Source organism: Microbulbifer maximicatervae (SeqCode) (assembly GCF_052468155.1).
The window spans coordinates 25,084-50,437 of record NZ_CP174335.1; the positions used below are offsets into that span (position 1 = coordinate 25,084).

The following is a 25,354-nucleotide window of genomic DNA, read 5'->3' on the forward strand; positions in this document are numbered from 1 at the left end:
AAGCTCTCTTAGCTTGCTGGCGAGTGAATAATGGATTACACAAGAACAATGTCATATTGCTCCTGGTTGTAAATGGGCTCTACCTGGAACTGAATCGGCCGACCAATAAATTCTTCAAGATCGGCGACATTAGCCGACTCTTCATCCAGTAAAAGATCTATAACCACCTGACTGGCCAGTACCATAATTTTTTCACTATCGTAAGAGCGCGCCTCTCGAATAATCTCGCGGAAAATCTCGAAGCAAACTGTCTCCGCACTCTTTAAGGTGCCCCTCCCACTGCAAACAGAGCAAGGCTCACATAAAATCTGCCCCAGTGACTCACGGGTGCGTTTGCGAGTCATTTCCACCAACCCCAGTTCGGAGACCCCGGTGATACTGGACTTGGCATGATCGCGCTCCAGGGTCTTTTCCAGGGTGCGCAAGACTTGTCGCTGGTGCTCGGGGTCTTTCATATCGATAAAATCAATAATGATAATCCCACCCAGATTCCTCAAACGCAGCTGGCGGGCAATCGCTGTAGCGGCCTCCAGGTTGGTCTTGAAGATAGTCTCTTCAAGGTTGCGATGCCCAACAAAAGCACCCGTATTGACATCAATTGTACTCATCGCCTCTGTCTGCTCTACGATCAAGTAGCCGCCAGACTTCAAGGTGACTTTGTTGTGTAGTGCCCTTCTTATTTCCTCTTCAACACCGTATAAGTCAAACAGTGGGCGCTCACCGGGATAGTGTTCCAGGCGACCGGCAATTTCCGGCGCATATTTACCGGCAAATTCTGCCGCACGGCCGTGGGCCTCTCGGGAGTCTATACGAATCTTTTCGGTATAAGGGCGCGCAAGGTCACGCAATGCGCGCATAAATAGTGGAAGGTCCTCATAGATAACCGAAGGCACTGGACGCTCCTTAATGCGCTCATCCAGCTCCCCCCATAATTTGTACAGAAAGGGGATATCTCTCAGCAGCTCTTCCTCACTCACTCCCTCGGCAACGGTACGCAAAATAAAGCCCCCATCGGCCGACAAACCATCTTCCGCGAGGCGTAGAGAAGCTGCTTCAACCAACTGGCGCAATCGCTCGCGTTCGTTCTCGTCTTCAATTCGATTAGAGATACCGATATGGCGTGTCTGCGGCATATACACCAGGTAACGTGCAGAAACCGACAGATGGGTAGTCAGCCGGGCGCCTTTACTACTGATAGGGTCCTTCACTACTTGCACGATCAGTGACTGCCCCTCTCTGACTAGCGCGCGGATATCCGCCACCTCGGCATCCCGCGCCTCCATGCCTTCTTCGTCGAGAGGTGCAATATCCGAGGCATGGATAAAGCCCGCACGCTCGAGGCCTATGTCGACAAAAGCGGCCTGCATTCCGGGCAGTACGCGAATCACCTTTCCCTTATAGATATTTCCTACAATCCCTCGCCGCGCACTCCGCTCCAGGTAGACCTCCTGGAGCACACCATTTTCTACCAGCGCAACCCGGGTCTCAGTCGGCGCAACATTAATTAACAGCTCTTCGCTCAAGATTGGCCCTCCTGCCAATAGGGAATGCCCGCATGATCCAGCATGGGGACTACAGCTTCCAATGGGAGCCCTACAACATTGCTGTAACTGCCACTAAAAGCTTCTACCAAGGCGGCACCAAAACCCTGAATACCGTAACCGCCAGCTTTATCGACAGGCTCTCCGGTACTCCAGTAATCCGCTATTTGAACTTTGGACAAGTGGCGGAACCTGACTCGAGTTTCAACTACTCGGCTAAACTGTCGATCCGGTGAACGCAAGCACACTGCCGTGAAAACAGAGTGCTCTACTCCCGATAACGCCAGCATCATGGACTCAAAGTCAGCAAAATCTTGGGGTTTTTCCAGCAGCCTCTCACCTGCCATAACCACCGTGTCCGCTCCCAAAGACCAGAGTCCCTGCGGGCTGTCAGCGGCTTGAAACCCGGCGACAGCCTTGTCGTGGGCCAAGCGTTCTATGTACTCAAGAGGGCTTTCAGCAGGTTGGCGTTGTTCTACAACAGCGGGGGACAATTGGGAGAAAGGCACCCCAATCTGGGCCAACAGTTCGGCGCGTCGCGGCGAACCAGAGGCCAAAAGAAGTCGATTTTCTGAAGCGCTTGTTGTCACTCTATTACATATTCCCTGTGGGTCAGCGGCTGATTATAGCGGCACTGTTCGAAAAATGATCGACTTTTTACACTGATTTACAGTGCCGACGAGACGGTCAACGAACGTGTAAACGCCCGGAAAGCCCCCTGAGCCACGGGGTCACCCAGGGCCAGAGCAGAGCTGTAGTCAAGGCGGGCCACAGGAAGGTCAGCCCGGGTACCGATTTCCCCTCAAGGCCGTGCACCCAGTTGCCCACCACTTGATGAATGCCCACCAGAACAAATACCCACAACAATTGCTGGGCCGGATTAAATGCCCGGGTGCGCTGGTAAGTCAGTAAGCTGAAATAGGCGAGTACCGATAGGGCCAGGGCATGGGTTCCCAAGCTCGCCCCCGTAGCCAAATCCTGGACAATACCGATCATCCAAGCGAACCCCACCCCGAAGGTCTGGGGCATTCGGGTAATCCAGAATATCACCAGCAAAGCCGGAAATGCCGGCCGAAACCAGAGCCACTGCTGTGGCAGGGGCATAACCGAGAGAAGCAGTGACAGCAGAATAGTGACCGCGATAAACCAGCGGTTATTCGCTTGCAACAGAATGTCCTCCACTGCCAATGACCGCCAATACAAAGCGGCTGCGATTCATCCACCCCCTCGGCAACACTTCAGCCTCCGCAAAAGGTTTACCCGGGTCTCTCTGCACCGAGATAACCTCCCCGACCGGATAACCTGCGGGAAAGCGGCTACCCAAGCCGGAGCTGAGCAGCAAATCGCCCTCCCGAATATCACTGGTATTAGCAAGATGGCGTAACTTCAAGCGATACAGGTCACCTGTACCCTCGGCGACGGTGCGCATACTGTTGCGCAGAACCTGGACGGGAATGGCATGACTGGAATCAGTTATCAGCAGGATACGACTATAGGAGTCGCCAGCTTCAATCACCTGCCCCAGCAATCCACTGGCATCCATTACCGGGGTACCGATATCAATGCCGTCATCGCGGCCTTTGTCAATCAGCAGCACATGCTCCAAAGGGTCCGGGGTAACGCCAATCACCTGAGCCACCAATACTCGGTCATCGACCATTTCTGCTGAGTTCATCAGTTCTTTGAGCTGAGTGTTTTCCGCTTTTACGGCCGCCAATAGCTGGCTGCGCTGCTCCAGCAGTAAAACCTGGCGCTTGAGGCGGCTATTTTCCTCTTGCAGTTCTTCGCGCGAGCGAAACTGCTCATCGGCCCAATCGCCCACACGCTCGGGGGCTCCTGTAACCCAGTACAGTGGAGCAATAACTCCTGATAAGCGTTCTCTGACAGGCTGAAACCAATTGGTGTAATGATCGGAAACGATCAGCGAGATCGCGAGTATGATGAGAAAGCCCAGGCGGTATTCGGCAGAGGGACCGCGGGTAAATAGCGGTTTCACAGGCAATCCCCTCTTAACAGGTCAATCAAAGATGGTGAGAACAGTACAAGCCACAAAAGATGACTCGCATTTTTTTATTACAAGGAGCTTGCGGATATAGCCACAAGCTCCCTAGCAGTTTTCATAATACCGATGTCTACTAATTAGACATCAGGTAGAGACGGCTGCGATCCAACATATCCAGCGCTTTACCGCCCCCCCGCGCCACACAGGTCAGCGGGTCATCGGCAACAATTACCGGTAAGCCCGATTCTTCCATCAACAGGCGGTCCAGATCGCGTAACAGAGCACCACCACCAGTCAGCACCATACCGCGCTCAGCGATATCAGAAGCCAATTCGGGAGGGGATTGTTCCAGCGCACTTTTAACAGCCTGCACAATACCAGTCAGAGGCTCTTGCAGGGCTTCGAGAATTTCGTCGGAGTTCAAGGTAAAGCTGCGAGGCACGCCCTCGGCCAGATTGCGTCCGCGCACATCGATTTCGCGAACTTCACTGCCTGCATAAGCACAGCCAATTTCCTCTTTGATCCGTTCAGCAGTTGCATCACCAATTACGCTGCCGTAGTTGCGACGCACGTAGTTGACGATAGCTTCATCAAAACGGTCACCACCGATACGAACTGAATCGGAATAAACCACACCATTCAGGGAGATAATAGCGATCTCAGTGGTGCCCCCACCGATATCCACCACCATGGAGCCGCTCGCTTCCTCGACATTCAAGCCTGCACCTATGGCAGCGGCCATGGGCTCTTCGATCAGTGACACTTCGCGAGCACCTGCACCCAGGGCCGACTCGCGAATCGCGCGGCGCTCCACTTCTGTGGACTGGCAGGGAACACACACCAGCACTCTCGGACTCGGGCGCATCCAGCTATTTTCATGCACTTTCTTGATAAAGTGCTGCAACATTTTCTCGGTCACTTGGAAGTCGGCGATAACACCGTCCTTCAGCGGGCGAATAGCGGTAATATTGCCAGGAGTCCGGCCGAGCATGCGTTTGGCTTCTACTCCGACAGCCTCAACGATTTTCTGGCCATTGTAGTGACGGATTGCGACGACAGAGGGTTCGTCGAGTACTACGCCGCGATCGCGAACGTAAATCAGCGTGTTGGCAGTTCCCAGGTCGATGGAGAGATCACTGGAAAACATACCCCGCAAACGTTTAAACATGGAATTCGATTACCTTGTACTAATTATCAGCCCCCAGGTCGGGCACTGCGGGCGCGGCTTCTTTTATGGATACAAATCCTAATTAGTCCGCAAAAATAATTCTGAGTTCCGAGCCGCATTTCGAATCGGATTCTACGCAAAATACCGGAGTCTCTCATCACTCGGCAGGATTCGGCAAACTCTAACAACCGCTAGGCATCAGGGCAAGGCTGAAGGGAGGTCATTTGAGGCCCACTATCCATTACTGCCGGAGCCGGTGAGAATATAACCCCAATGTGCTAAATTTGCCGGTTCTGCCCGCAGCAAATAATCCGGGCAGTTTTCGACTCGCAACTCAAGCTGGAGGAGTCCATCACCATGGCAGTGGATACGCAAACTGTAGAAAAACTCGCGGAACTGGCCCGTATCGCCATATCCAAAGAAACCATCGAAGAAGTCAGCAACCGCCTCGGCGATGTATTGCAACTGGTCGACCAGCTGCAATCCACCAATACCGATGGTATCGCCCCGATGGCGCACCCACTGGATGAAGTCCAGGAACTGCGTACCGACGCAGTGACAGAGACTGACAAGCGCAAAGACTTCCTAGAACTGGCTCCCCAAACCGAAGAAGGCCTCTACCTGGTTCCCAAAGTAATTGATTAGCCGGCCCAACACTGACTAAGTTCACCTAAATACCCAGCCCTCAGCCCGTCTAGAGCCTTTAAGGGAATAACATGCATCAGCTTACTATCGCCGAGATCATCCGTGGATTGCGGAGCAAAGAGTTCTCAAGTACAGAGCTAACCCGCCATTTACTCGGCCGCATCCAGCAACTGGACAGCAACTACAACAGTTTTATTACCGTCACTGAAGAGAGCGCCCTAGCGCAAGCCGCGGCCGCCGACCAACGCCTGGCCAACGGGGAGGCACCGGCACTGTGCGGTGTGCCCATCGCCCACAAAGATATTATTTGCACTAACGGCGTGCGCACCAGCTGTGCCTCAAAAATGCTGGATAATTTTATTCCTCCCTACGATGCCACGGTGGTAGATAACCTCAACGCTGCCGGAACCGTCTCCCTGGGCAAGACCAATATGGATGAATTCGCCATGGGCTCATCCAACGAAAGCAGCTTTTACGGCCCAGTAAAAAACCCTTGGAATACCCGCTGTGTGCCCGGCGGTTCCTCCGGTGGCTCAGCTGCGGCAGTTGCTGCACAACTGATACCCGGCGCCACAGCTACCGATACCGGCGGCTCTATCCGCCAGCCGGCAGCGTTGACAAACACCACCGGACTGAAGCCCACCTATGGGCGCATTTCCCGCTACGGTATCGTTGCCTACGCCTCCAGCCTGGATCAGGCCGGCCCCATAGCCCGCAATGCGGAGGACGCTGCTTATTTGCTCTCCGCCATGGCCAGCCACGACCCGAAAGATTCCACCAGTCTGAAGCAGCAGCCCGCTGACTTTACCGCCGAACTGAATAACCCGATCGCCGGGCTGCGGATCGGAGTACCCCGGGAGTACTTTGGAGAAGGCCTTAACCCTGAAACCGCAAGCCGGGTTCAGGAGGCTTTGAGAACGTTTGAAAAGCTGGGGGCTCAACTGGTCGATATCAGCCTGCCACATACCGAGCTAGCGATACCTGCTTACTATGTGATCGCCCCCGCTGAAGCCTCTGCCAACCTATCTCGATTCGATGGGGTGCGCTATGGCTACCGCTGTAAAGAGCCCAAAGACCTGCGCGATCTCTATATGCGCTCCCGTGGTGAAGGCTTCGGCGAAGAAGTACAGCGTCGCATCCTGGTAGGCACCTACGCCCTGTCCGCCGGTTATTACGATGCTTATTACAACAAAGCCCAACAGGCCCGACGCCTGATCAAGCAGGACTTTGTCGAAGCATTCGAAAAAGTGGATGTGATTATGGGCCCCACGACCCCCTCCCCCGCTTTCGAGCTTGGCGCAAAGAGCGCTGACCCGGTAGCTATGTACCTGGAGGATATCTACACCATCGCCACCAACCTCGCCGGACTACCTGGCATGTCTGTACCCTGTGGCCTGGTGGACAATATGCCGGTGGGCCTGCAAATTACCGGTAATTACCTGGAAGAAGCGCGCATGCTCAACATCGCCCACCAATACCAACAGGTAACCGACTGGCACAAAGCCAGCGCCGTATAAGGAGATAAATTGTGGAATGGGAAATCGTTATCGGGTTGGAAATTCACGTCCAGCTCTCCACCCAGTCAAAACTCTTTTCCGGCGCTAGTATCCGCTTTGGCGCTGAGCCGAATACCCAGGCTTGCGCTGTGGACCTGGCCATGCCGGGCACACTGCCGGTACCGAATGAGGAAGCATTTCGCTTTGCGGTAATGTTCGGCCTGGCGATGAACGCAGAGATCGGCAAGCGCTCCGTTTTTGAACGCAAGAATTACTTCTATCCCGACTTGCCCAAGGGCTATCAAACCACTCAATTGGAACAACCTATTGTCGGCCCAGGTGAAGTGGAAATTCACCTGGAAGATGGCAGCAGTAAGAAAGTGCGTTTGCATCACGCTCACCTGGAGGAAGATGCCGGTAAATCCCTGCATGAAGATTTCCACGGAATGTCCGGTATCGACCTGAACCGCGCAGGTACGCCACTGATTGAGATTGTCTCTGAACCGGATATGCGCAGTGCCGCCGAGGCTGTGGCCTACCTGAAAAAAATTCACAGCATCGTAACCTACCTGGGCATTTCCGATGGTGATATGTCCCAGGGCTCACTGCGCTGTGATGCCAATGTATCCGTGCGCTTGAAAGGCGAAGAAAAACTCGGCACCCGTACAGAATTAAAAAACATCAATTCTTTCCGTTTTGTCGAGCGCGCAATTAAAGTCGAAGCTGAACGTCAGATCGATATCTTGGAAGACGGCGGCACCATTACCCAGGAAACCCGCCTCTACGACGCGGACAAAAATGAAACCCGCTCTATGCGCAGTAAAGAAGTGGCCAATGATTACCGCTACTTCCCCTGCCCTGACCTTCTGCCAGTTGTACTCACTGATGAATATGTCGAGCAACTGCGCAGCATCCTGCCAGAACTGCCTGATGCAAAAGCAGCCCGCTTCCAAGCGGAATACCAGTTATCTGCTTATGATGCAGACCAGCTGACACAGGAGCGCGCCAGTGCAGACTATTTTGAAACTGTGAGTAAATCCTGTGGCGAATCCAAGCTTGCCGCCAACTGGATTAACGGTGAACTGGCAGCGCTGCTCAACCGTCGTGAACTAACTATTTCACAGTCGCCGGTTTCTGCCGACCAACTAGCTGGACTAATCTCGCGCATCAAAGACAACACCATTTCCAGCAAAATCGCCAAACAGGTATTCGAGGCTATTGCCGACGGAGAGGGCAGTGCCGACGAAGTCATCGAAAAGCGTGGGCTGAAACAAGTTTCCGATACCGGCGCTATCGAAAAAATGGTGGATGAGGTGATCGCTGCAAGCGATGCCCAGGTAGAAAACTACCGCAAGGCCGATGAATCAAAGCGCCCCAAAATGATGGGGTATTTCGTCGGGCAAATCATGAAAGCGTCCAAAGGGCAGGCAAACCCACAGATGATTAATAAAATCCTCAAACAAAAATTGGACGCACTGCTTTAACCCTCAACATTTCAAGACCTGGGTCGGGCTTCGCCCGCCCCCTATTTATGTAGCAAGGATATAGTTTTGAGCCTGAAAAAAGACAAACAGAAAGTACTCGGAGAAGTTTTTGACGAGGAACGTATTGCTGGATTCTTGATTGGTGAAGCCCCCGCAGGCGTAAACCGGGATTTTCACCTGCTCGAGCGCGCCTACCGAAGTATGAAAGCAGAGAGTTTTGCCACATTTGTTAAGTTGTTTCTCGCTGAAGGCATGGATCTGAACAGCCCTGGCCCCGATGGAAAAACCCTGCTGGCACGTATTGCTGAACACCGCCAGGGCGCAGAATATAGCGAGATTTTAAAAGCCGCTGGCGCCAACTGAGAACTCTGGAAATTTAGGCATCGTACCAGCGAAAGGTGAGAGTATGACTTCAAATCCCGTTCACGGTATCGACGCATTGGTGCGCGGTATCCACTTGATTACCCGGCGTGAGTTACGCCCATTTATCCTGGTGCCATTACTAATAAATCTGGTGCTGTTTATTATTATCAGTAGCATAATGATTTCACAGCTCGGAGGGCTTACCGATTATATAAGTAGCCTGCTTTCCCACACGCCGGTAAATACGGAGAATATGTCCTGGTGGGAAGCCATTATGGCCAAGGGTGCAGCATGGACCGCCAGTGTTTTTCGCTGGCTGGCCTGGATTATTGCACTAATAGTGCTTTTCCTATTTTTCCTTGCTTACGGCTATTTATTTAGCGTTATCACCAACATTATTGCCGCCCCCTTTAACGGTTTGCTCGCTGAGAAAGTAGAGGAACTGCTAACCGGTAAAGCTCCTCCTGCCGAGCCGATAATGCAAATGGTATGGCGTACCCTGGGCCGGGAATTGCGTAAGCTGGGTTACTTTATATTTTGGGGTTTGATCGTATTTATAATTGCCACCATCACCAGCTGGACCATTATTATCCCCGCAGTGCTCACCGCAGTTTGGGGCGCTTGGTGTATGGCTATTCAATACGTTGACTACCCACTAGATAACCACCAACGGCCATTTGATGAATTAAAAACAGTTCTGCGCCGCCGTAAACTCACTAGCCTTACCTTTGGTGGGACCGTGATGCTTGCCAAAATGGTGCCGATTTTAAATATCTTTATTATGCCTGCGGCAGTTGCTGGCGGTACGGCTCTGTGGATTGAGCGACTTCGTATTGAAGGGGATCCGGGGACTCAAACTCCAGTACTTCAGTAACCTTACCAGTAAGATAGGAAGCCCTCTCGTACAGAGGGCTTTTTATTTTGACTCTATCTTCCCGATGTTTTCTTCTTTTTCAGTGCGCGATACCAGGGCTGCTGATCCTTGGCGATATAAGCGCTAGCCGACAGGCAATTGGCCAAATCCTCAAGCTCCTGGGTAAGCACTTCACCTGAAAATTTTTTTCTTACCATCTGCTGGAGCTTGTCTGCCAACAATGCATCACGCAACCCCTCTGGCCTCTGAATACCTGCAGAAAGAATTTCAGGAATCCACTCAGACAGATCCCGAACCGTTATCCAATCATTTCCCTGCTCAGGATAGCCAGAAAAATCCGTATCGAATGCCAGGCCGGAATCGTTACTAAGAAAAGTATTATTTAACAAATGGTTGGAGTTTTTGAACCTCATAAAGAACTGCTTGGCATCACCCCTTGAAGGCAGCAACTGAGTGTCATCCTCCAACATCATTGGCTTCAGCTTAATCAAATCAGATTCCGCCACCCCCAATTCCAGTAATTTATGGGTCAGCAAAAACTCCTTTCTGCCTACCCCCTCATTCACTCTGCGAGCAGAAAGCTCTACTCCCCCGCCAAGCAAAGCGAGAAAGTCACTCACAATATCACCACCGTGCAAGGCTTCCCGACTGAAAAGCCTCACTTTGAGGGAATCAGCTCCAAATACATCCGCCCACAACTTTAACTTGGTAAAATAGTCGTAGTAAATTTCAATATCTTTACTGAAAGAAGGGAAAGCCCCTTCATCGTGGCCGAGTAATTTACTCGAGGAGCTCCGATTAGAGGCCGCTCCTCTAGCTCCTTGCTTCTTGAAAGATATTGCCTGTAAGTCTTGCCTACGCAAGTAAACAATTACCACAATCTTATCGAAATACTTGCTACATACTCTCTGAACAAGCTCGATACTATCGCGCTGATACAGATAGGAAAGATGCTCAGCTGAAACTATCACTTGCTCACTGCGGCTCGCAGCAAGCAGCTCATCAAGTCGGGAATTTACCTGGAAATGGACACGGCCCTTCTCTTTGCATACATCAATACACCCTGAAGAGTTCCCCTTTTTCCCAAGGGAAAGAAATCCAAAGCCTGCCTGGTCCAGAGCCTGTACTTGCTCCTTCATTGCCAATTGAAGGGAGCTGGAGCCAGTTTTATGGAAACCGATATGTAAATAAAGGATACGCATCCGAATATGAACTGTAATTTTTATTGAACGAAGGATGTCAATTTCAGGCCGCAAGTAGACTCCAGTATTACCGGTGTCATCTGAAGTTGCAGGGCCTTACTTCACGTAATAGGCCAAATTTGTTTAATTTTAGGACAGAATTGACAGTTTGAATGAAATTAAAGCCTCTACTGGTACATTCGTCACAGTTTAAACCTTAACAAAGCAGAGGAGCGCTGAATAGCAGGAGGAGGAATGGCTTTCTCAAGCAGGTAGTAAGTGCTGTAAGGGCTAACCCCCTTACAGCACACAGGAGAATCAGTGCCGACGTGGACGACGATGACCACCAGAGCCACCGCGACGCCCATCGCGATCACCGTGACTGCGCTGAACTTTCACTTTGGGTGGCTCAACCAAAAGCTCTTCGGGGGGCACTTCGCACTTGAGCTTGCCACCGAGCAACTGCTCAATAGGTTCCAGGCGCATGGCATCATCTTCACAGGCGAAACTGATAGAAGTGCCCGTTTTACCCGCCCGGCCAGTTCGGCCAATGCGGTGAACATAATCCTCCGGCTCTTCAGGCAAAGTGAAATTCACCACATGGCTGATACCGTCGATATGAATACCACGCCCGGCGACATCGGTAGCTACCAGCACCTTGGTTTTACCAGACTTAAAGTCATCAAGGGTGCGAACCCGCTTGTTTTGCGCCACTTCACCGGACAACAGGCCCGCAGAAATGCCGTGAGCGAGAAGCTGCTCGTGCAAGCGGCGGCATTGGTCGCGGCGGTTGGCAAAAACAATCAGGCTATCCACTTCTTCTCGCTGCACAATGTTGTAAAGCAAGGTGTACTTTTCTTCGCTGGCGGACAGGTAAACATGCTGCTCCACGGTATCTGTGGCAACCCTCTCCGGCTCAATCTCCACAACTACCGGATCATCCGTCCACTGCTCCACCAGATCATCCACTTCGGGAGTAAATGTGGCGGAGAAGAACATAGTTTGGCGATGAGTTTTACGCGGCGTCTGACGAACAATGCGGCGCACTTGGGGGATAAAGCCCATGTCCAACATGCGATCCGCCTCATCGATCACCAGGACTTCCACCTGATCCAGGAAGCAATCCCGATTGCTGACAAAGTCCAGCAGGCGACCCGGCGTCGCCACCAGGATATCCACCAGCCGCTCATTCAGGTTTCTCTGCTGCTTGTCATAATCCATACCGCCCACCAGGGTATGAATTTCCAGCTCGGTGTGTTTACACAGTGCCTTGGCATCATCGGCAATCTGCATTACTAGCTCACGGGTCGGAGCGATAATCAGGGAGCGGGCTTCGCCGGCATAGCGCTCACCTTCAAACGGGTGCTTGAGCAGATCGTCAATCACTGTGATCAGGAAGGCCGCTGTCTTACCGGTACCGGTTTGTGCCTTACCCACCAGGTCGTGGCCATTGAGGGTGTGGGGAAGGGAGCGACCCTGAATTGGCGAGCAATACTGGAAACCCAGGTCGTGGATAGCGTGCATCAGCTCATTGGGCAGTCCCAGGTCGTGGAAGCGGACCTTGCCCTCCTGTTCTGGAACCTGGAATTCATCCAGGGACCAGGGCGCTGCGGGTGCCGCTGGCTTTCTGCTGCGCTGGCGCCCTTTTTGAGCGTTTCTGCTACCGCCCCGGCGCGACTTCCCCTCCGCTTGTGCGGATTTTGTACGCCCCTTGGCAGCCTTATCAGACGGCTTTTGCCCTTCTTTTCGGCGTCTGGAGCTGTCTTCTCCCCGGCGGGAGCCCTTATCCTCTTTGGAGGAGGATCGGCGGAACAACTTTCCTATCAAGTGAAATACTCGCTCAAATGTTCAAATAATCGGCGAGTATAACATCTCTACGGGGCTCCCTGCCCGCTATAGTGACGGCACAGCCAGTAATCCACGCTGAAAAACCGCCCAGCCCCACTACAAAATAGCGCCAGCAGCATAATGAAGTAGGTAGCTGCAAATTCAATACCATTTTTCAGGATGGTCACTCCTCCAGTTTCCACCAGCCACTCATAATTTCCGTGCTCCTTGAGTAAACCGACAATTTTCTCTTTACGCACTGAGGCTTCATCGATCAGATCCTTGCGCCACTCCCAGGGCACACTCAAGGTTTTATCAGGCAACGCAGACCAACCGTTCTCCCAGTGGGCCGTATAGGCTGCCACTGCCATCACAAACATCAGGGGAATCGCCACCAGCCGAGTTGCTACGCCCAGCAAGATGGCGATGCCACCTAAGAATTCCACCAATGCAGCTACCCACGCCATCAACATCGGCGCTGGAAGCCCCAACCCCCAATCGGGATTGCCGAACCAGGCAGCGACATCTTCGATATTATTCATCTTATTCATGCCGGCCAGGATAAAAATTGGCGCCAAATAAATCCGTAGTAATAATGGCCCCAGCCAGTCTATTTTGCGTACATAATGTACAAAGCAGTTGTACCAACCGCTCAGACTATTCATAGCTCCACTCATTTAGCTCACTCTCTTATCAGTGTCTTTGTTCACTTTAGTCGAGTGATATCGCCAACTCTTACATCGCACTATCTCAGCGCCCCAGAAAGCACATCTATGCTTGCAGAACCCAAGTAACTTGAGGGCAACCTAGTGGGGAAAACTTACGTACTGGTCCACGGGCTATTTCATGGAGGCTGGTGCTGGAGCAGAGTCGCCCACCTCTTGCAGCGTAATGGGCATCGAGTACTCACCCCCACCCATACTGGCCTGGGGGAACGCAAACACCTACTCTCCCCCTCCATTGGCCTGGATACCTTTATCCAGGACCTAGTCAATACAATCCTCTGGGAGGAGTTGCAGCAAGTCACCCTTGTGGGCCACAGCTTTGGGGGAATGGCTGCAACCGGTGCCGCCGACGCTCTACCCGAGCGGGTGCACCGCTTGATCTACCTGGATGGCGCTGTTCCAGAGCCCGGGCGCCCATTCAGCAGCCAACTCCCCAGCGGTATTGAAGAGCAGCGGCTCAAGCAGGCACAGGATATCGACGGTACTCTCTGTATTATGCCTCCATCTCCAGAAGCCTTGGGGATAACCCAGCCAGATGATATCAACTGGCTAAAACGCCGTATGACCCCGCACCCTATCAAAACGCTACTGGACCCTATCCACTTAAAACGCTCTCCTGAACAGGGCCCGCCGTGTACTTTCATTCACTGTACCCAACCCGAATACCCACCAGCCGTCTACAGTAGCCGCAAAGCAAAGCGGATAAGCGGGTGGCTTTATCGGGAGGTAGCAATAAACCACGACTGCATCATTAATAAGGCAGAAATTGTGGCCAAACTACTTGAGGAAAGTCCGTAATCAGCACTGGGCGCAGGCGCCGTTTGTACCGTAGAATGTCGAACCTTTTTGCAGTACTACCCCGCCTTCTCCCGGCAGACTGAAAGCCTCTCAGAACTTTGGCCCGCCGCCCGTTTTCAGCTGTATTTGCGAAGGCCAGGGCCTGTTAACAACCCCCCGCAGGATTAATTTTTTGTCAAAATTAGCCCAGACCCCAGAACCCTCTATCGAGACCAGTAACAAGAGCTCAGGTTTTTCTTTGTTCAAGCTTTACCGAAATGCCACTAAAACCGAACTGTCGCACCTAACCACCTTGGGAGGCCCTCTGGTGGTCAGTAACCTGGCTGTGGTGAGCATGGGAGTTGTCGATACTCTGGTAGCAGGACGCGCTGGAGAAGTAAGTCTCGCTGGGCTCGCCCTGGGGGCCAGTATTTGGGCTGTTTGCGCAGTGACACTAATCGGCCTGCTCGCTGCTATCTCCCCGGTTGTTGCACACTTGCGCGGTGGCCGCGATGAAGCTGGCTGCGCCAGGCAACTGCACCAGGCGCTGTGGATCGCACTGATCGGTGGCATCCTGGTGTTTTCCGCCCTGCTTGCGGTTCCTATCTGGAGCCACTGGATAGACACGGAAGAGCCTGTCCGCAAGGTGATGGAGGGCTATGTACTGGCCCTGACTGTCGGCACCCTGCCTTTTGCACTCGGCACGGCGTTGCGCGGTTACTGTGAGGGTATGGGACAAGTGCGCCCGGTAATGCGCATCTATATCACTGCCGCAATTTTAAATATTCCCCTGGATATTCTTTTGGTGTTTGGTGCCGGCCCCATACCGGCAATGGGAGGGGCAGGATGTGGGTGGGCGACCGCAGCGGTCAGCTGCCTGATCGCACTGGCACTCTTCTGGCACGCGAACACTGATCCGGTCTACCACAAGCTAAAACTTAGGCTGTTACCGCCTCGCCCCCACTGGCCAACCCTCCGCCACTTGCTCGCAGTTGGCCTGCCAATTTGTGTGGGTGCAGCCAGTGAAGTTACTTTTTTTGCCAGCCTTACTATTTTGCTTGCCCCTTATGGCGCAGCCATTGTCGCCGCCCATCAGATCAGCATGAATGTGGGCTCGATTTTTTACTTGGTCGCACTAGCACTGGCCCAGGCCCTGAGTATCCGCACCGCCCAACTACTCGGTCAGGGACGGCCAAAGCGCGCGCGCTTCTGTGGCAAAGTGGGCATCAGTAGCGGGCTAATCTACGCACTGGGCACCGGTGTACTTTTGATTACCCTGCGCACCCTGTTTGTTCAGGCCTACACCAGCAATGAAGAAATTATCGCGGTGGCCACCAACCTGCTATTGCTGTGTGCCGCATTCCAGCTGGTGGATGTCACCCAGGCAATGACCTGGGGCGCACTGCGCGGATATAAGGACACCAGTGCGCCCATGTTTATACAGCTATTTTCCTACTGGCTGGTGGGGCTTTCTACCGCCTACTGGCTGGGAGAGAGCTTCTGGGGGGTATACGGTTATTGGACCGGTGTCTGTATCGGCTTGGGAACGGCTTCAATCCTGCTGGGAATTCGCTTTTGGCGAACCAGCCGCAAAGCCATCGAGCGAACCTACGGATACGCGTAATTCGGCGCGTATCACATTCCTCGGGAACGTATTGACTATACTGGCGCTCCAAAGTCCCAATCTGTGCCGGACACAAGGCTCTCCGGCACACCCAGATATACGAAGTTGACCGGAGTGCCGAATGATCCCGCGCCAATCCTCCCGAAGGACCCGACACCTATTAAGCCTGGCTTTACTGCTTTCATCCACCCAGGCCCTGAGCGCCGACGACAGCACAGGCGAAGAGACAGAAGCGGTCCCCCAGGCTGCCAATATGCAGCTGGACCAACCGGTGATCACAGAGCTGGGGCCACCCACCAACGTTGCCCCTACTGAAGATCAATCCCAGTCGACAGATGCTGGTTCTGAAGAAGTTTCCCTGCCCCAAGCGGAAAATCTGGAGCTGGACCAACCTATCCAGGAACTGGATAAACCGACATCTCCCACCGAGACTGCTCCCACTGCCGATAAAGAAACTGAAACAGTTAAACCTCAACCCGAATTACCGGAGCCCGGCACCATCTCCCTGGTTCCGGGAGAGACTGCCAAGCCGCTGCGATTGTTAGGCTCAGAGGTTCCCCCTGCGACCTCCACGCGCCTGGCCTGGTCTCCCAGCCAACACTTCGAAGGCGTCTATAGCCCCACCGCTGTATTGGTGGTTAACGGCGCCAAGCCAGGGCCGGTTCTCTGCCTTACTGCTGCAGTGCACGGTGATGAGTTGAACGGTGTGGAAACTGTGCGGCGAGTTATGTACGACCTGGACGCAGACCATTTGAGCGGTGCGGTAATCGGCGTACCCATCGTCAACCTGCAAGGCTTCCATCGAGGCTCCCGCTACCTGACTGATCGACGCGACCTGAACCGGCACTTCCCCGGCGATCCCAATGGCTCTTCGGCTTCGCGAATTGCCAATTCATTTTTCCACGAAGTGATCAGCCACTGTAACGCCGTGGTGGACTTACATACGGGTTCTTTTTATCGCACCAACTTGCCACAGTTGCGCGGCGACTTAACCAATCCCAAGGTAGTGAAAATGACCCAGGGTTTTGGCTCCACTGTGGTACTGCACAGCGCCGGAGCCAAGGGTACCCTGCGCCGCGCCGCTGTGGAGGCTGGTATCCCCACCGTCACTCTGGAAGCCGGAGCACCCATGGTGCTGGATGAGCTATCGGTAAGTCACAGTGTGAAAGGTATACGCACTCTGCTCAACCAGCTGGGTATGGTGAGTAAATTCCGCCTCTGGGGCGACCCCGAACCGGTTTACTACACCTCCACCTGGCAGCGGACATCGACCGGTGGGGTTATCTTTAGTGAGGTCCAGCTCGGCGAGTTTGTACGTAAAGGCGACTTACTGGGAACGGTAACCAACCCGATTACTAATGTACGCACAGAAATTCGCTCTGAGCACAACGGCCGCATTCTTGGCATGGCATTAAACCAGGTCGTGCAACCGGGGTTTGCCGCCTACCATATCGGCATCCAGGCTCCCCAGGAACAAATCAGCCAGCCCCAGGAAGTAGTAGCGGAAGAGTCAGTCGCTGACAAATCAGAGAGCAAAGTACCGGCCACTCCAGAAAACCGCCAACCGCCGACAGAAGGTGAGGAGTAAATCCCCACCTATTAATCACTGACTTTATCGATCACCGTCACTTCGGGCATTGCCAAAGGTTCCGGTTGAAGGGTGATATGATCGATATCGAAGCGCTTGACCAGGGTTTCCCGCAAGCGCTCCAGTACGCTGGGCCAAGCCTGCAAGTCATCCACCACAATATGGGCCGACAGTGAAATAGTGCTGGAATCCAAGCGCCAAATATGGAGATCGTGCACAGAGCGCACCCCGGTTACCGCCGCCAGTGTCTCGCCCACAACCGGAAGGCTCAATTCCCTGGGTACCCGCTCCATCAATACATCGATCGCATCCCTGAGCAGTCGCACGCAGGAAACCAGGATTAACAGGCAAATAAGCAGTGAAAGCAGGGGGTCGATGGGTACCCAACCGGTAAAATAAATCACAGCTCCGGAAGCCAGTGCCGCGACAGAGCCCAGCATATCGCCCATCACATGCAAAAGCGCACCGCGAATATTGAGTGTGCGCTCGCCTTTTAATAAAACCCAGGCCGCCAGAATATTAATCAGCAACCCCATGGCCGCAATCAACATCACCGTACTGCCGTGCACCGGCTGTGGGTTGCGCAACCTATCAGTGGCCATAAAAGAAATACCGACCACGATCAGTAGCATAATCAGGCCGTTGGTTACCGCAGCTAAGACCTCCGCTCGCCCCCAGCCAAACGACAATTCCCGATCAGCGGGCTTTTTCGCCAGTACTGCGGCAATAGCCCCCAGTGCCAGGGCAAAAGTATCGGTCAGCATATGGGCGGCATCACCGAGCAATGCCAGTGAACCAGATAGCCAACCACCTATGGCTTCAACTATGGAAAAACTGAGAGTGAGAACCAGTGCAATAATTAATGGGCGCAAAGCCCCATTGCCGGTTCGGTGGTGGACATGATCATGCATAGGCTCCCTCCTCAAATCCCTGTGGCAGCTCCGCAGGTATCACTATTTTTGCCCTAAGGTAATTCGCTCCCAACCGGAATAATCCCTGCGACTTGAAACTTTATTCAATCCCGCCGCAGAAAAAATATCCCGCACGCTCTCAGCTTGCTGCCAACCGTGCTCCACCATTAGCCAGCCATCGTTTTCCAGGTAATCACTAGCGGTTGTGGCGATATGCTCAATATCTGCCAAACCCTGTCGCTCTGCCACCAACGCAGTGCGGGGCTCAAAGCGCACATCGCCCTGCACCAAGTGCGGGTCAGATGCATCGATATAGGGAGGGTTGCTAACGATCAGGGAAAACGGCTGTGGCTCCAAACTGGAAAACCAATCGCTCTGGATAACTTGCACATTTTGCAACTTGAGGGAGCGCCGGTTTTCCTCTGCCAGTGCTACCGCAGCGGGTGATTTCTCCGCTGCAATAATTTCCCATCCCGGTCGCTCCGACGCCAGAGCCAGTGCAATAGCACCAGTGCCAGTGCCCAGGTCCAATGCTCGCAACCTGCCCTGGGGGAAAAACTCCAGCGCGGTCTCCACCAATAATTCAGTGTCCGGGCGGGGGATCAGGGTGGAGGAATCCACCTTTAGCGGCAGGGACCAAAATTCGCGCTCACCGATAAGGTGTGCCACCGGCTCTCCCGCTTGCCGGCGCTGGAGCAACTGCTCATAGCGCACTTGCTCAGCTTCATTCAATTCGTATTCCGGCCAGGTATAGAGCCAGGTGCGCTCGCGCCCCAACACACTGCCGAGCAGAAGCTCTGCATCCAGGCGCGCGCTGTCGCTATCGGTTAATTGGGCGCAGCGTGCGATATTTTCCTTGACGCTGGTCATGGAGAAAAACCTATAAAAACGCCGCTCGAGGCGGCGTAAAAAATCTGGATTTATTGGGCCAGGGCCGCCAACTGGTCGGCCTGGTACTCCGTGCGCAATGGCCCGATCACCTCCCCCAGAGACCCCTGCATAATCTCATCGAGTTTATAGAGAGTGAGGCCGATACGGTGATCGGTAACCCGGCCCTGGGGATAGTTGTAGGTACGGATTCGCTCAGAGCGATCACCACTGCCCACCAGGCTGCGGCGGGCATCGGAAATTTCCTGGGCCGCCGCCGTTTCCTGCGCAGTATTGAGCTTCGCTTGCAACAGTGCCATCGCCTTGGCTTTGTTCTTGTGCTGGGAGCGCTCGTCCTGACACTCCACCACAATCCCCGTGGGAATATGGGTTAAGCGCACAGCGGAATCGGTTTTGTTAACGTGCTGACCACCGGCACCGGATGCACGGTAGGTATCCACACGTAAATCCGCTTTATTAATTTCAATCGCATCGCGCTCATCCGGCTCCGGCATCACCGCGACCGTACAAGCCGAAGTGTGGATACGACCCTGGGATTCTGTTTCAGGAACCCTTTGTACCCGGTGCGCACCGGACTCAAATTTTAATTTTGCGTAGACATCTTCACCGGCGACGCGGGTGATAATTTCCTTGTAACCACCGTGCTCACCAAGGTTTTCACTGACAATTTCTATGCGCCATCCCTGTTTCTCCGCATAGCGAGAGTACATGCGGAACAGGTCGCCGGAGAAAATAGCCGCTTCATCACCACCGGTTCCTGCGCGAATTTCCAGGAAAACATTTTTTCTGTCATTGGGGTCGCGCGGCAACAGCAAAGTCTGTAGCTCTCGCTCTAGCGGCTCCACTTGACCTTCAGCCTCGCGCAGCTCTTCCTGAGCCATCTCGCGCATTTCCGGGTCATCTTCCCCCAGCATCTCCCGAGCCGCGACTATATCTTCCTGCAACTGTTTGTAAGCGCCGTAGCATTTCACCACTTCTTCCAGCTCAGAATACTCGCGGGAAAGATCGCGGAATTGATCCTGATCAGCAATTACGTCGGCATCGCCCAACAGCGCAGATACTTCCTCGTGGCGCTCAAGCAAGGTTTCCAGTTTATTCAGTAACGATTCTTTCATTGATGCTTTTTCTCTAAATCGATATCGGTGAGATCATCCAACCCAACGACCTCGCGAGCGATACGCAAACGCTCAACATCACCCTCCGCCGTGGCTTTTTTCAGACTGACGGTGGGTGCATGAATTAATTTATTAGTGAGAGAGCGAGCGAGCTGCTCCATCAGTCGACGAGGGTCCTCGCCTTTTTCCAGCTGCAAAAGTACCCGTTCAAGTTCGGAAGTGCTCACTTCCTGGGCTCGCTGCCGGTAGCTGCGAATACTATCCACAGCCTCCAAAGAGCGGCTCTCTTTGGTAAATTCAGCCGCAGCAGCATTTACGATTTCCTGAGCGGCCTCCGCTGCTTTCTCTCGGGAGCGCTTGCCCTCATCAATAACCCCGCGCAGATCGTCCACTGTATACAGATAAACATCATCCAGCTCGCCAACTTCCGATTCGATATCACGGGGTACCGCAATATCCACCATAAACATGGGGCTGTGCCGACGCTTGCGCAGCGCCGATTCGACCGCTCCCTTACCCAGAATCGGCAGCTGGCTCGCGGTGGAACTGATAACGATATCCGCGCGTGCCAGATGCTCGGGGATATCCGCAAGCAGGATTGCCTCAGCACCAAAGCTCTCTGCGAGCAACTGGGCCCGGCTCAATGTGCGATTGGCAACAATGACCTGCTTGATTCCCTGATCGAGCAAATGGCGGGCAACCAGCTCCACGGTCTCTCCCGCACCGATCAACAGGGCAGTCTGCTTTTTCAGGTCGGTGAAGATACGCGAAGCCAGAGAAACAGCAGCGTAGGCAACAGAAACCGGGTTTTCACCGATTGCAGTTTCGGTGCGAACCTTCTTGGCGACGGTAAACACCCGCTGGAAAACCCGGTGCAGTTCACTGCCCACACTGCCGGATTCCCGCGCCACCGCATAGGCGGACTTAATCTGGCCGAGGATCTGCGGCTCACCCAACACCAGGGAATCGAGACCACAGGCAACGCGCATCATATGGCGTACCGCTTCTTCATCGCTGTACACATAGGCACAGCCCTTGAGCTGCTCCAGGGGCACCTGGTGGTATTCAGACAGCCATTGCAACAGGGCTTCTGACTCCACATTTCCGTATATTTCGGTGCGATTGCAGGTAGACAGGATGGCCAGCTCGCGGCACCCCAGTGCTTTTCGCGCATCTCCCAGTGCGCCGGGCATCACCTCGGGGGCAAAGGCCACCCGCTCGCGCACTTCGACCGACGCGCTATCGTGGTTGATACCCAGGGTAAGAATTGGCATAGACTTCCGTTAGCATTAAATCTTAAAAGGCGGAAACCGCACTGGGAGCGCATTTTCATAGGCAGCCGTCTCCCTTGCAAGCGTAAGAGGCAGTAAAATTGCCCGCCGATTTGACAAGAGCCCCTGCCCACTACCGTTCCAAACCCGATTCACGACTAGAATTATATGGCGATAATCGTTTAAAACACGCCAGTAATACCCAGCTTTCAGCGACAACGTAACGTATGGACACGATCTATGCTCCCACCTCGCGCACATCAGCTTCCGGCCCGAATTTCCAGCCACTTGCTCAAGCTTGCCGCATTCCTTGTAGCATCCGTAATGCTTGCTTCTTGTACCCAGTACCAGACGCCGGCAGCCCCCTCTACAGAAATCGCGAACACAGCACTGGAGCCTAGCAACCTTAAGGGAAAGGAAACCACTGAGTCAGAAGGGCCGGAAGCTAAAACTTTCCCTATTGATACCTTCTACACCCTTCTGGTGGCCGAAGTCGCCGGTATCCGCGAGCAGTACGACGTTGCACTAGCCAATTACTACCACCAGGCGGAGGTCACCAAAGATCCCGGGGTTGCCGCCCGCGCTACACGCATTGCCCGCTTTTTAAATGCCCGCCAGGCCGCCTTGGATTCAGCCAGGCTATGGGTAGAGCTTGAGCCACAAAACGCCGATGCACAGCTGGCCCTCACAGCCGAGCTGACTTTGTCCGGCGACTTACACACAGCCCTGATTCACGCCAGTAAAACCCTGGAACTCGGCGGCAACCCACCCATGCAATCTCTCGCAGCAACCGCTATTGGGCACGAGCAACTCACGGAACAAGCCAAGCGGGAGTTTGCCCGACTGGCAAAAGTCTATCCCCTCGATGACGAGGTCGTGCTCGCCTATGCCATGGTACTGCGCACCGAAAGGGAATTCGCCCGCGCCCTGTCCCTGGTGCGCCGCGTCCAAGAGCACCATCCAGACCAACTGGATGCACCACTGCTGGAAAGTCATCTATTGGTTGATCAGGGCAAGCGCAAGGAAGCCATTTCCCTTCTCGAGCGACTCGTCGGCATCCATCCTTCCGAGAGCCGCCTGCGCCTTCAGTACGCCCGCCTGTTGATTCGGGAGGACCTGGCCCTAGCACGCAAGCAGTTTGCCGAACTGGTTAAGCAGCGCCCTGAAGATGGCAACCTGATTTTGTCGTTGGCCCTAATTCAGTACGAGACCGAGCAAACTGACGAGGCCAAAGTCCTCTTTACCCAACTACTTGAATTACAGCAGCACGAATCCGCTGCTTATTTTTACCTGGGCAGCATTGCAGAAAAATCTGGGGATTTTTCCCATGCAATTAAATATTTCCGCGAAGTGGGGCCCGGTAGTGATTACGTAGAAGCCATTACTCGCGGTACGGAATTACTGGCGAGCCTCGGACAGTACAACACTAACCGGGAGTGGTTTTCTGAACTGAGAAAAAAACACCCCACTCAGGAAGAACATTTTTACCTGATGGAGGTCGAATTACTTCGCAAAAGTGGTGAAGCCAGTATGGCTTTACAGCGAGTAGACGAGGCATTACAAACCAACAGCACCAGCGGTCGCTTGATGTACACTCGCGCGCTGTTGCATGACCAACTCGGCAACGCACAACAATTCGAAAAGGACTTGAGAAACCTGCTGGAAAGAAATCCCGATAACGCCACAGTTCTCAACGCGCTCGGTTATAAACTGATTGAAGATAAATCCCGGCACACAGAAGCCTACCAATTGATTAGCCGCGCTTTGGAACTCGAGCCTGAGGACCCGGCAATAATCGACAGCATGGGGTGGATAGAGTACCGTCTCGGCAATCACGAAGCTGCGGAAAAGTATCTGCGGCAGGCGATGGAAAAGTTGCCCGACCACGAAATTGCCGCACACCTCGGTGAAGTACTCTGGGTTCAGGGAAACAGAGAAGCCGCCATGAATATGTGGAGAAAAGGCCTTCTGCTGAATCCCCACAGCAAAATTATTCCGGCTGCCATGAAGCGCCTACAAATCAAAGAGTCACTGGAACAACATGCATCAGATAGCTGACAAGACAACCGCGCGAAGATTCTATCTGTTACTGCTGGCATGTCTGGCAATAATGGTTTCCGCTTGTGCCGGTCAAAAAACCAAACAGGAACCGGAGCCAGGCTCCCCCACTGAAAATCAAAATCCAACGCCGCAAACAGTAGCTGAATTTACCCAGTGGAATCTCAAGGGCAAGCTGGGTGTTCGCTCCCCCAAAGAAAACGGCAGCGCTAACCTGGCCTGGCTTCAGGGCGGTGCAGAGAATTTTCGCCTGCATCTCAGCGGTCCGCTCGGAGCGGGTACTACCGTCATCACCGGCTCAGCCGGTGGCGTCAGTTTGGTACGTGGTAGCGAGCCGCCAATTTATGCGCGCAACCCGGCACAACTAACCCAAGAAGCACTGGGGTGGCCCCTGCCCGCCCGGGAGATGTTCTACTGGGTGCGCGGTCTTCCCGCGCCCGGCGCCAAAAGTGGTGAGCAGCGCAACGCCCAGGGCCAGCTGCAAAGCCTGCAACAATCCGGCTGGGCCTTGAGTTTTAGTGAATATCGCAGCGAAGGCTCCTTTATGCTGCCAACCCGGATCAAAGCACAAACCAACAGTCCCACTGGCCCGGTATCCGTCACCCTGGTGATTAAAGACTGGGGTTTGTAAAGAGTTTTACATAACTCTGCCAATGCCCAAATCGCAGCATGCAGGTATTATGGCGATCCTGTAATTGATTGACCCCTTTTTGCCTCATGCTGCTAACCCTGCCCGCTCCAGCAAAACTCAACCTGATTCTGCGCATTCTCGGCCGTCGCCCGGATGGCTACCACGAGTTACAAACCCTGTTCCAACTTCTCGATTTCGGCGACTTATTGGAATTCAGTGAGCGCAGCGATGGCATTGTCAGTATCGATGCAGGCCAGCTGGATGTGGCTGAAGAGGACAACCTGGTTTATCGCGCAGCTCAATTGCTGCGCAAACAAGCTGAGCAGGACCGACAAAATTCTCTCGGCGCCTCTATTCGGTTGATAAAGAAGTTGCCTCACGGTGGCGGCATCGGTGGAGGCAGTAGCGATGCCGCCACCACTTTGCTCGGGCTCAACCACTTATGGCAGTGCAATTTATCGATCGATAAACTGGCGGAGCTGGGACGGCAATTAGGCGCCGATGTTCCAGTTTTTGTGCGCGGGCGCACCGCTTGGGCGGAAGGGGTTGGTGAAAAATTAACCCCAATAACCACCGAGCAACGCCACTACCTGGTTGTCTCAACTGGTTGCGAAGTGAGCACTGCAAAAATTTTTCGCGATTCACGTTTGACAAGAGATTCAGTCGCAATTACATTAGCGGCCCTTCGCGAGGAGCAGGCCAACGAGATGCGACTCGGCAGCGAAAAACTGGAAACATTTTCCGGCAATGACTGCCAGCCATTAGTTGAAAAGCTCTACCCTGAAATACGCGATGCCAGAGAATGGCTCGAGCAACTTGCTCCAGCACAACTCACCGGCACCGGGGGCTGCATTTTTGCGGCATTCCCTACGGCAGAGGCAGCCATTGAGGCACACGCCAAACTGCCTGAAGCGTGGCAGGGTTTTACAGCAGCGGGTGTATTGGTTTCACCGACACATCAAGCGCTAGCGAAAATCTCCTCAGATTTTTGAGGAAACATTACTGGGGCGTAGCCAAGCGGTAAGGCAGCGGGTTTTGATCCCGTCATGCGAAGGTTCGAATCCTTCCGCCCCAGCCACTTTCTTTATATGCAATGGCACAGTCAAAAACCGGTTCCGACATGATTCAGTCTACGCTGATCCAGCCGGCCCAGGCCATTCGCACAGGGCTTTACAGAGCCACTCC

23 protein-coding genes and 1 tRNA gene are annotated in these 25,354 nt (G+C 53.7%); 12 read left to right on the forward strand and 12 right to left on the reverse strand.

The window, feature by feature from the left end; all coding sequences use genetic code 11:
• Window positions 1-35: 35 nt before the first annotated feature.
• The 5 genes from rng to ACJJIY_RS00140 form a co-directional block, all read right to left on the reverse strand.
• Window positions 36-1,523: a ribonuclease G gene (gene rng / locus ACJJIY_RS00120; RefSeq protein WP_413663053.1), complete on the reverse strand. Its 1,488-nt coding sequence runs from the start codon at window positions 1,521-1,523 to the stop codon at window positions 36-38.
• A complete protein-coding gene (locus tag ACJJIY_RS00125) occupies window positions 1,520-2,131 on the reverse strand; it encodes a Maf family protein (RefSeq protein ID WP_444958472.1) in 612 nt (203 codons plus the stop codon). The genes rng and ACJJIY_RS00125 overlap by 4 nt, the downstream gene beginning before the upstream one ends.
• A gap of 97 nt (window positions 2,132-2,228) precedes the next feature.
• Window positions 2,229-2,708 (reverse strand): rod shape-determining protein MreD, encoded by a 480-nt coding sequence (mreD, locus tag ACJJIY_RS00130; protein ID WP_444896337.1) that lies wholly within the window; start codon window positions 2,706-2,708, stop codon window positions 2,229-2,231.
• A complete protein-coding gene (gene mreC / locus ACJJIY_RS00135; protein WP_445358854.1) occupies window positions 2,695-3,537 on the reverse strand; it encodes a rod shape-determining protein MreC in 843 nt (280 codons plus the stop codon). The genes mreD and mreC overlap by 14 nt, the downstream gene beginning before the upstream one ends.
• Before the next feature lie 139 nt (window positions 3,538-3,676).
• A complete protein-coding gene (locus tag ACJJIY_RS00140; protein WP_020412569.1) occupies window positions 3,677-4,711 on the reverse strand; it encodes a rod shape-determining protein in 1,035 nt (344 codons plus the stop codon).
• A 357-nt stretch (window positions 4,712-5,068) separates the two neighbouring features.
• On the opposite strand from ACJJIY_RS00140, the gene gatC reads away from it, so the two are divergent.
• The 5 genes from gatC to cysZ all read left to right on the forward strand — a co-directional run bounded on the left by gatC (window position 5,069) and on the right by cysZ (window position 9,573).
• The gene (gatC, locus tag ACJJIY_RS00145; protein WP_444896336.1) at window positions 5,069-5,356 is read left to right on the forward strand and encodes an Asp-tRNA(Asn)/Glu-tRNA(Gln) amidotransferase subunit GatC; all 288 of its coding nucleotides are present in this window, start codon (window positions 5,069-5,071) and stop codon (window positions 5,354-5,356) included.
• Window positions 5,357-5,427: 71 nt separating this feature from the next.
• Entirely contained in the window at window positions 5,428-6,873 is a 1,446-nt protein-coding gene (gene gatA, locus ACJJIY_RS00150; protein ID WP_445358855.1) for an Asp-tRNA(Asn)/Glu-tRNA(Gln) amidotransferase subunit GatA, read from the forward strand.
• 11 nt (window positions 6,874-6,884) lie between these two features.
• The gene (gene gatB, locus ACJJIY_RS00155; RefSeq protein WP_413663059.1) at window positions 6,885-8,336 is read left to right on the forward strand and encodes an Asp-tRNA(Asn)/Glu-tRNA(Gln) amidotransferase subunit GatB; all 1,452 of its coding nucleotides are present in this window, start codon (window positions 6,885-6,887) and stop codon (window positions 8,334-8,336) included.
• Window positions 8,337-8,402: 66 nt separating this feature from the next.
• Window positions 8,403-8,699, forward strand: a complete 297-nt coding sequence (locus tag ACJJIY_RS00160; protein WP_444918020.1) for a PA4642 family protein — start codon at window positions 8,403-8,405, stop codon at window positions 8,697-8,699.
• Between the two features lie 43 nt (window positions 8,700-8,742).
• The gene (gene cysZ, locus ACJJIY_RS00165; RefSeq protein ID WP_444958474.1) at window positions 8,743-9,573 is read left to right on the forward strand and encodes a sulfate transporter CysZ; all 831 of its coding nucleotides are present in this window, start codon (window positions 8,743-8,745) and stop codon (window positions 9,571-9,573) included.
• A 53-nt stretch (window positions 9,574-9,626) separates the two neighbouring features.
• On the opposite strand, the gene ACJJIY_RS00170 is transcribed toward cysZ, so the two are convergent.
• The 3 genes from ACJJIY_RS00170 to ACJJIY_RS00180 form a co-directional block, all read right to left on the reverse strand.
• A complete protein-coding gene (locus tag ACJJIY_RS00170; RefSeq protein WP_444907473.1) occupies window positions 9,627-10,829 on the reverse strand; it encodes a hypothetical protein in 1,203 nt (400 codons plus the stop codon).
• A gap of 243 nt (window positions 10,830-11,072) precedes the next feature.
• The gene (gene rhlB / locus ACJJIY_RS00175) at window positions 11,073-12,581 is read right to left on the reverse strand and encodes an ATP-dependent RNA helicase RhlB (RefSeq protein WP_445358856.1); all 1,509 of its coding nucleotides are present in this window, start codon (window positions 12,579-12,581) and stop codon (window positions 11,073-11,075) included.
• A gap of 47 nt (window positions 12,582-12,628) precedes the next feature.
• The gene (locus ACJJIY_RS00180; protein WP_445358857.1) at window positions 12,629-13,246 is read right to left on the reverse strand and encodes an HvfX family Cu-binding RiPP maturation protein; all 618 of its coding nucleotides are present in this window, start codon (window positions 13,244-13,246) and stop codon (window positions 12,629-12,631) included.
• A gap of 144 nt (window positions 13,247-13,390) precedes the next feature.
• Here ACJJIY_RS00180 and ACJJIY_RS00185 point away from each other — a divergent pair, with 144 nt between their 5' ends.
• The 3 genes from ACJJIY_RS00185 (at window position 13,391) to ACJJIY_RS00195 (ending at window position 17,295) form a co-directional block, all read left to right on the forward strand.
• Window positions 13,391-14,104: an alpha/beta hydrolase gene (locus ACJJIY_RS00185; RefSeq protein WP_445358858.1), complete on the forward strand. Its 714-nt coding sequence runs from the start codon at window positions 13,391-13,393 to the stop codon at window positions 14,102-14,104.
• Between the two features lie 172 nt (window positions 14,105-14,276).
• Window positions 14,277-15,707, forward strand: a complete 1,431-nt coding sequence (locus ACJJIY_RS00190) for an MATE family efflux transporter (RefSeq protein WP_413663066.1) — start codon at window positions 14,277-14,279, stop codon at window positions 15,705-15,707.
• A gap of 121 nt (window positions 15,708-15,828) precedes the next feature.
• Window positions 15,829-17,295 (forward strand): succinylglutamate desuccinylase/aspartoacylase family protein, encoded by a 1,467-nt coding sequence (locus ACJJIY_RS00195; protein WP_444892995.1) that lies wholly within the window; start codon window positions 15,829-15,831, stop codon window positions 17,293-17,295.
• A gap of 11 nt (window positions 17,296-17,306) precedes the next feature.
• Here ACJJIY_RS00195 and ACJJIY_RS00200 read toward each other — a convergent pair whose 3' ends face one another.
• Genes ACJJIY_RS00200 through hemA form a run of 4 tightly spaced genes read right to left on the reverse strand, consistent with a single transcriptional unit; the run spans window position 17,307 to window position 21,483 of the window.
• Complete coding sequence (locus tag ACJJIY_RS00200) at window positions 17,307-18,206, reverse strand: cation diffusion facilitator family transporter (RefSeq protein WP_445358859.1); 900 nt, start codon at window positions 18,204-18,206, stop codon at window positions 17,307-17,309.
• Between the two features lie 42 nt (window positions 18,207-18,248).
• Window positions 18,249-19,076 (reverse strand): peptide chain release factor N(5)-glutamine methyltransferase, encoded by an 828-nt coding sequence (prmC, locus tag ACJJIY_RS00205; protein ID WP_444896328.1) that lies wholly within the window; start codon window positions 19,074-19,076, stop codon window positions 18,249-18,251.
• Between the two features lie 50 nt (window positions 19,077-19,126).
• Window positions 19,127-20,209 (reverse strand): peptide chain release factor 1, encoded by a 1,083-nt coding sequence (gene prfA, locus ACJJIY_RS00210; RefSeq protein ID WP_444896327.1) that lies wholly within the window; start codon window positions 20,207-20,209, stop codon window positions 19,127-19,129.
• Window positions 20,206-21,483 (reverse strand): glutamyl-tRNA reductase, encoded by a 1,278-nt coding sequence (gene hemA, locus ACJJIY_RS00215; protein WP_444896326.1) that lies wholly within the window; start codon window positions 21,481-21,483, stop codon window positions 20,206-20,208. Before hemA ends, prfA begins: the two co-directional genes overlap by 4 nt.
• 237 nt (window positions 21,484-21,720) lie before the next feature.
• Between hemA and ACJJIY_RS00220 the strand changes: the two genes are divergently transcribed.
• The 4 genes from ACJJIY_RS00220 to ACJJIY_RS00235 all read left to right on the forward strand — a co-directional run bounded on the left by ACJJIY_RS00220 (window position 21,721) and on the right by ACJJIY_RS00235 (window position 25,247).
• A complete protein-coding gene (locus tag ACJJIY_RS00220) occupies window positions 21,721-23,538 on the forward strand; it encodes a tetratricopeptide repeat protein (protein WP_445358860.1) in 1,818 nt (605 codons plus the stop codon).
• On the forward strand, window positions 23,522-24,169 hold the full coding sequence (gene lolB / locus ACJJIY_RS00225) for a lipoprotein insertase outer membrane protein LolB (RefSeq protein ID WP_444896324.1): 648 nt from the start codon (window positions 23,522-23,524) through the stop codon (window positions 24,167-24,169). The genes ACJJIY_RS00220 and lolB overlap by 17 nt, the downstream gene beginning before the upstream one ends.
• Before the next feature lie 68 nt (window positions 24,170-24,237).
• A complete protein-coding gene (gene ispE / locus ACJJIY_RS00230; protein ID WP_444896323.1) occupies window positions 24,238-25,161 on the forward strand; it encodes a 4-(cytidine 5'-diphospho)-2-C-methyl-D-erythritol kinase in 924 nt (307 codons plus the stop codon).
• Between the two features lie 11 nt (window positions 25,162-25,172).
• Window positions 25,173-25,247 (forward strand) — tRNA-Gln (locus tag ACJJIY_RS00235).
• Window positions 25,248-25,354 lie beyond the last annotated feature (107 nt).

Coding starts and splice junctions, on each gene's coding strand:
- ACJJIY_RS00140 (WP_020412569.1), bottom strand. CDS start 4,711: ATGTTTAAACGTTTGCGGGGTATGTTTTCCAGTGATCTCTCCATCGAC.
- gatC (WP_444896336.1), top strand. CDS start 5,069: ATGGCAGTGGATACGCAAACTGTAGAAAAACTCGCGGAACTGGCCCGT.
- gatA (WP_445358855.1), top strand. CDS start 5,428: ATGCATCAGCTTACTATCGCCGAGATCATCCGTGGATTGCGGAGCAAA.
- cysZ (WP_444958474.1), top strand. CDS start 8,743: ATGACTTCAAATCCCGTTCACGGTATCGACGCATTGGTGCGCGGTATC.
- ACJJIY_RS00180 (WP_445358857.1), bottom strand. CDS start 13,246: ATGAATAGTCTGAGCGGTTGGTACAACTGCTTTGTACATTATGTACGC.
- ACJJIY_RS00195 (WP_444892995.1), top strand. CDS start 15,829: ATGATCCCGCGCCAATCCTCCCGAAGGACCCGACACCTATTAAGCCTG.
- ACJJIY_RS00200 (WP_445358859.1), bottom strand. CDS start 18,206: ATGCATGATCATGTCCACCACCGAACCGGCAATGGGGCTTTGCGCCCA.
- prmC (WP_444896328.1), bottom strand. CDS start 19,076: ATGACCAGCGTCAAGGAAAATATCGCACGCTGCGCCCAATTAACCGAT.
- prfA (WP_444896327.1), bottom strand. CDS start 20,209: ATGAAAGAATCGTTACTGAATAAACTGGAAACCTTGCTTGAGCGCCAC.
- hemA (WP_444896326.1), bottom strand. CDS start 21,483: ATGCCAATTCTTACCCTGGGTATCAACCACGATAGCGCGTCGGTCGAA.
- ACJJIY_RS00220 (WP_445358860.1), top strand. CDS start 21,721: ATGCTCCCACCTCGCGCACATCAGCTTCCGGCCCGAATTTCCAGCCAC.
- lolB (WP_444896324.1), top strand. CDS start 23,522: ATGCATCAGATAGCTGACAAGACAACCGCGCGAAGATTCTATCTGTTA.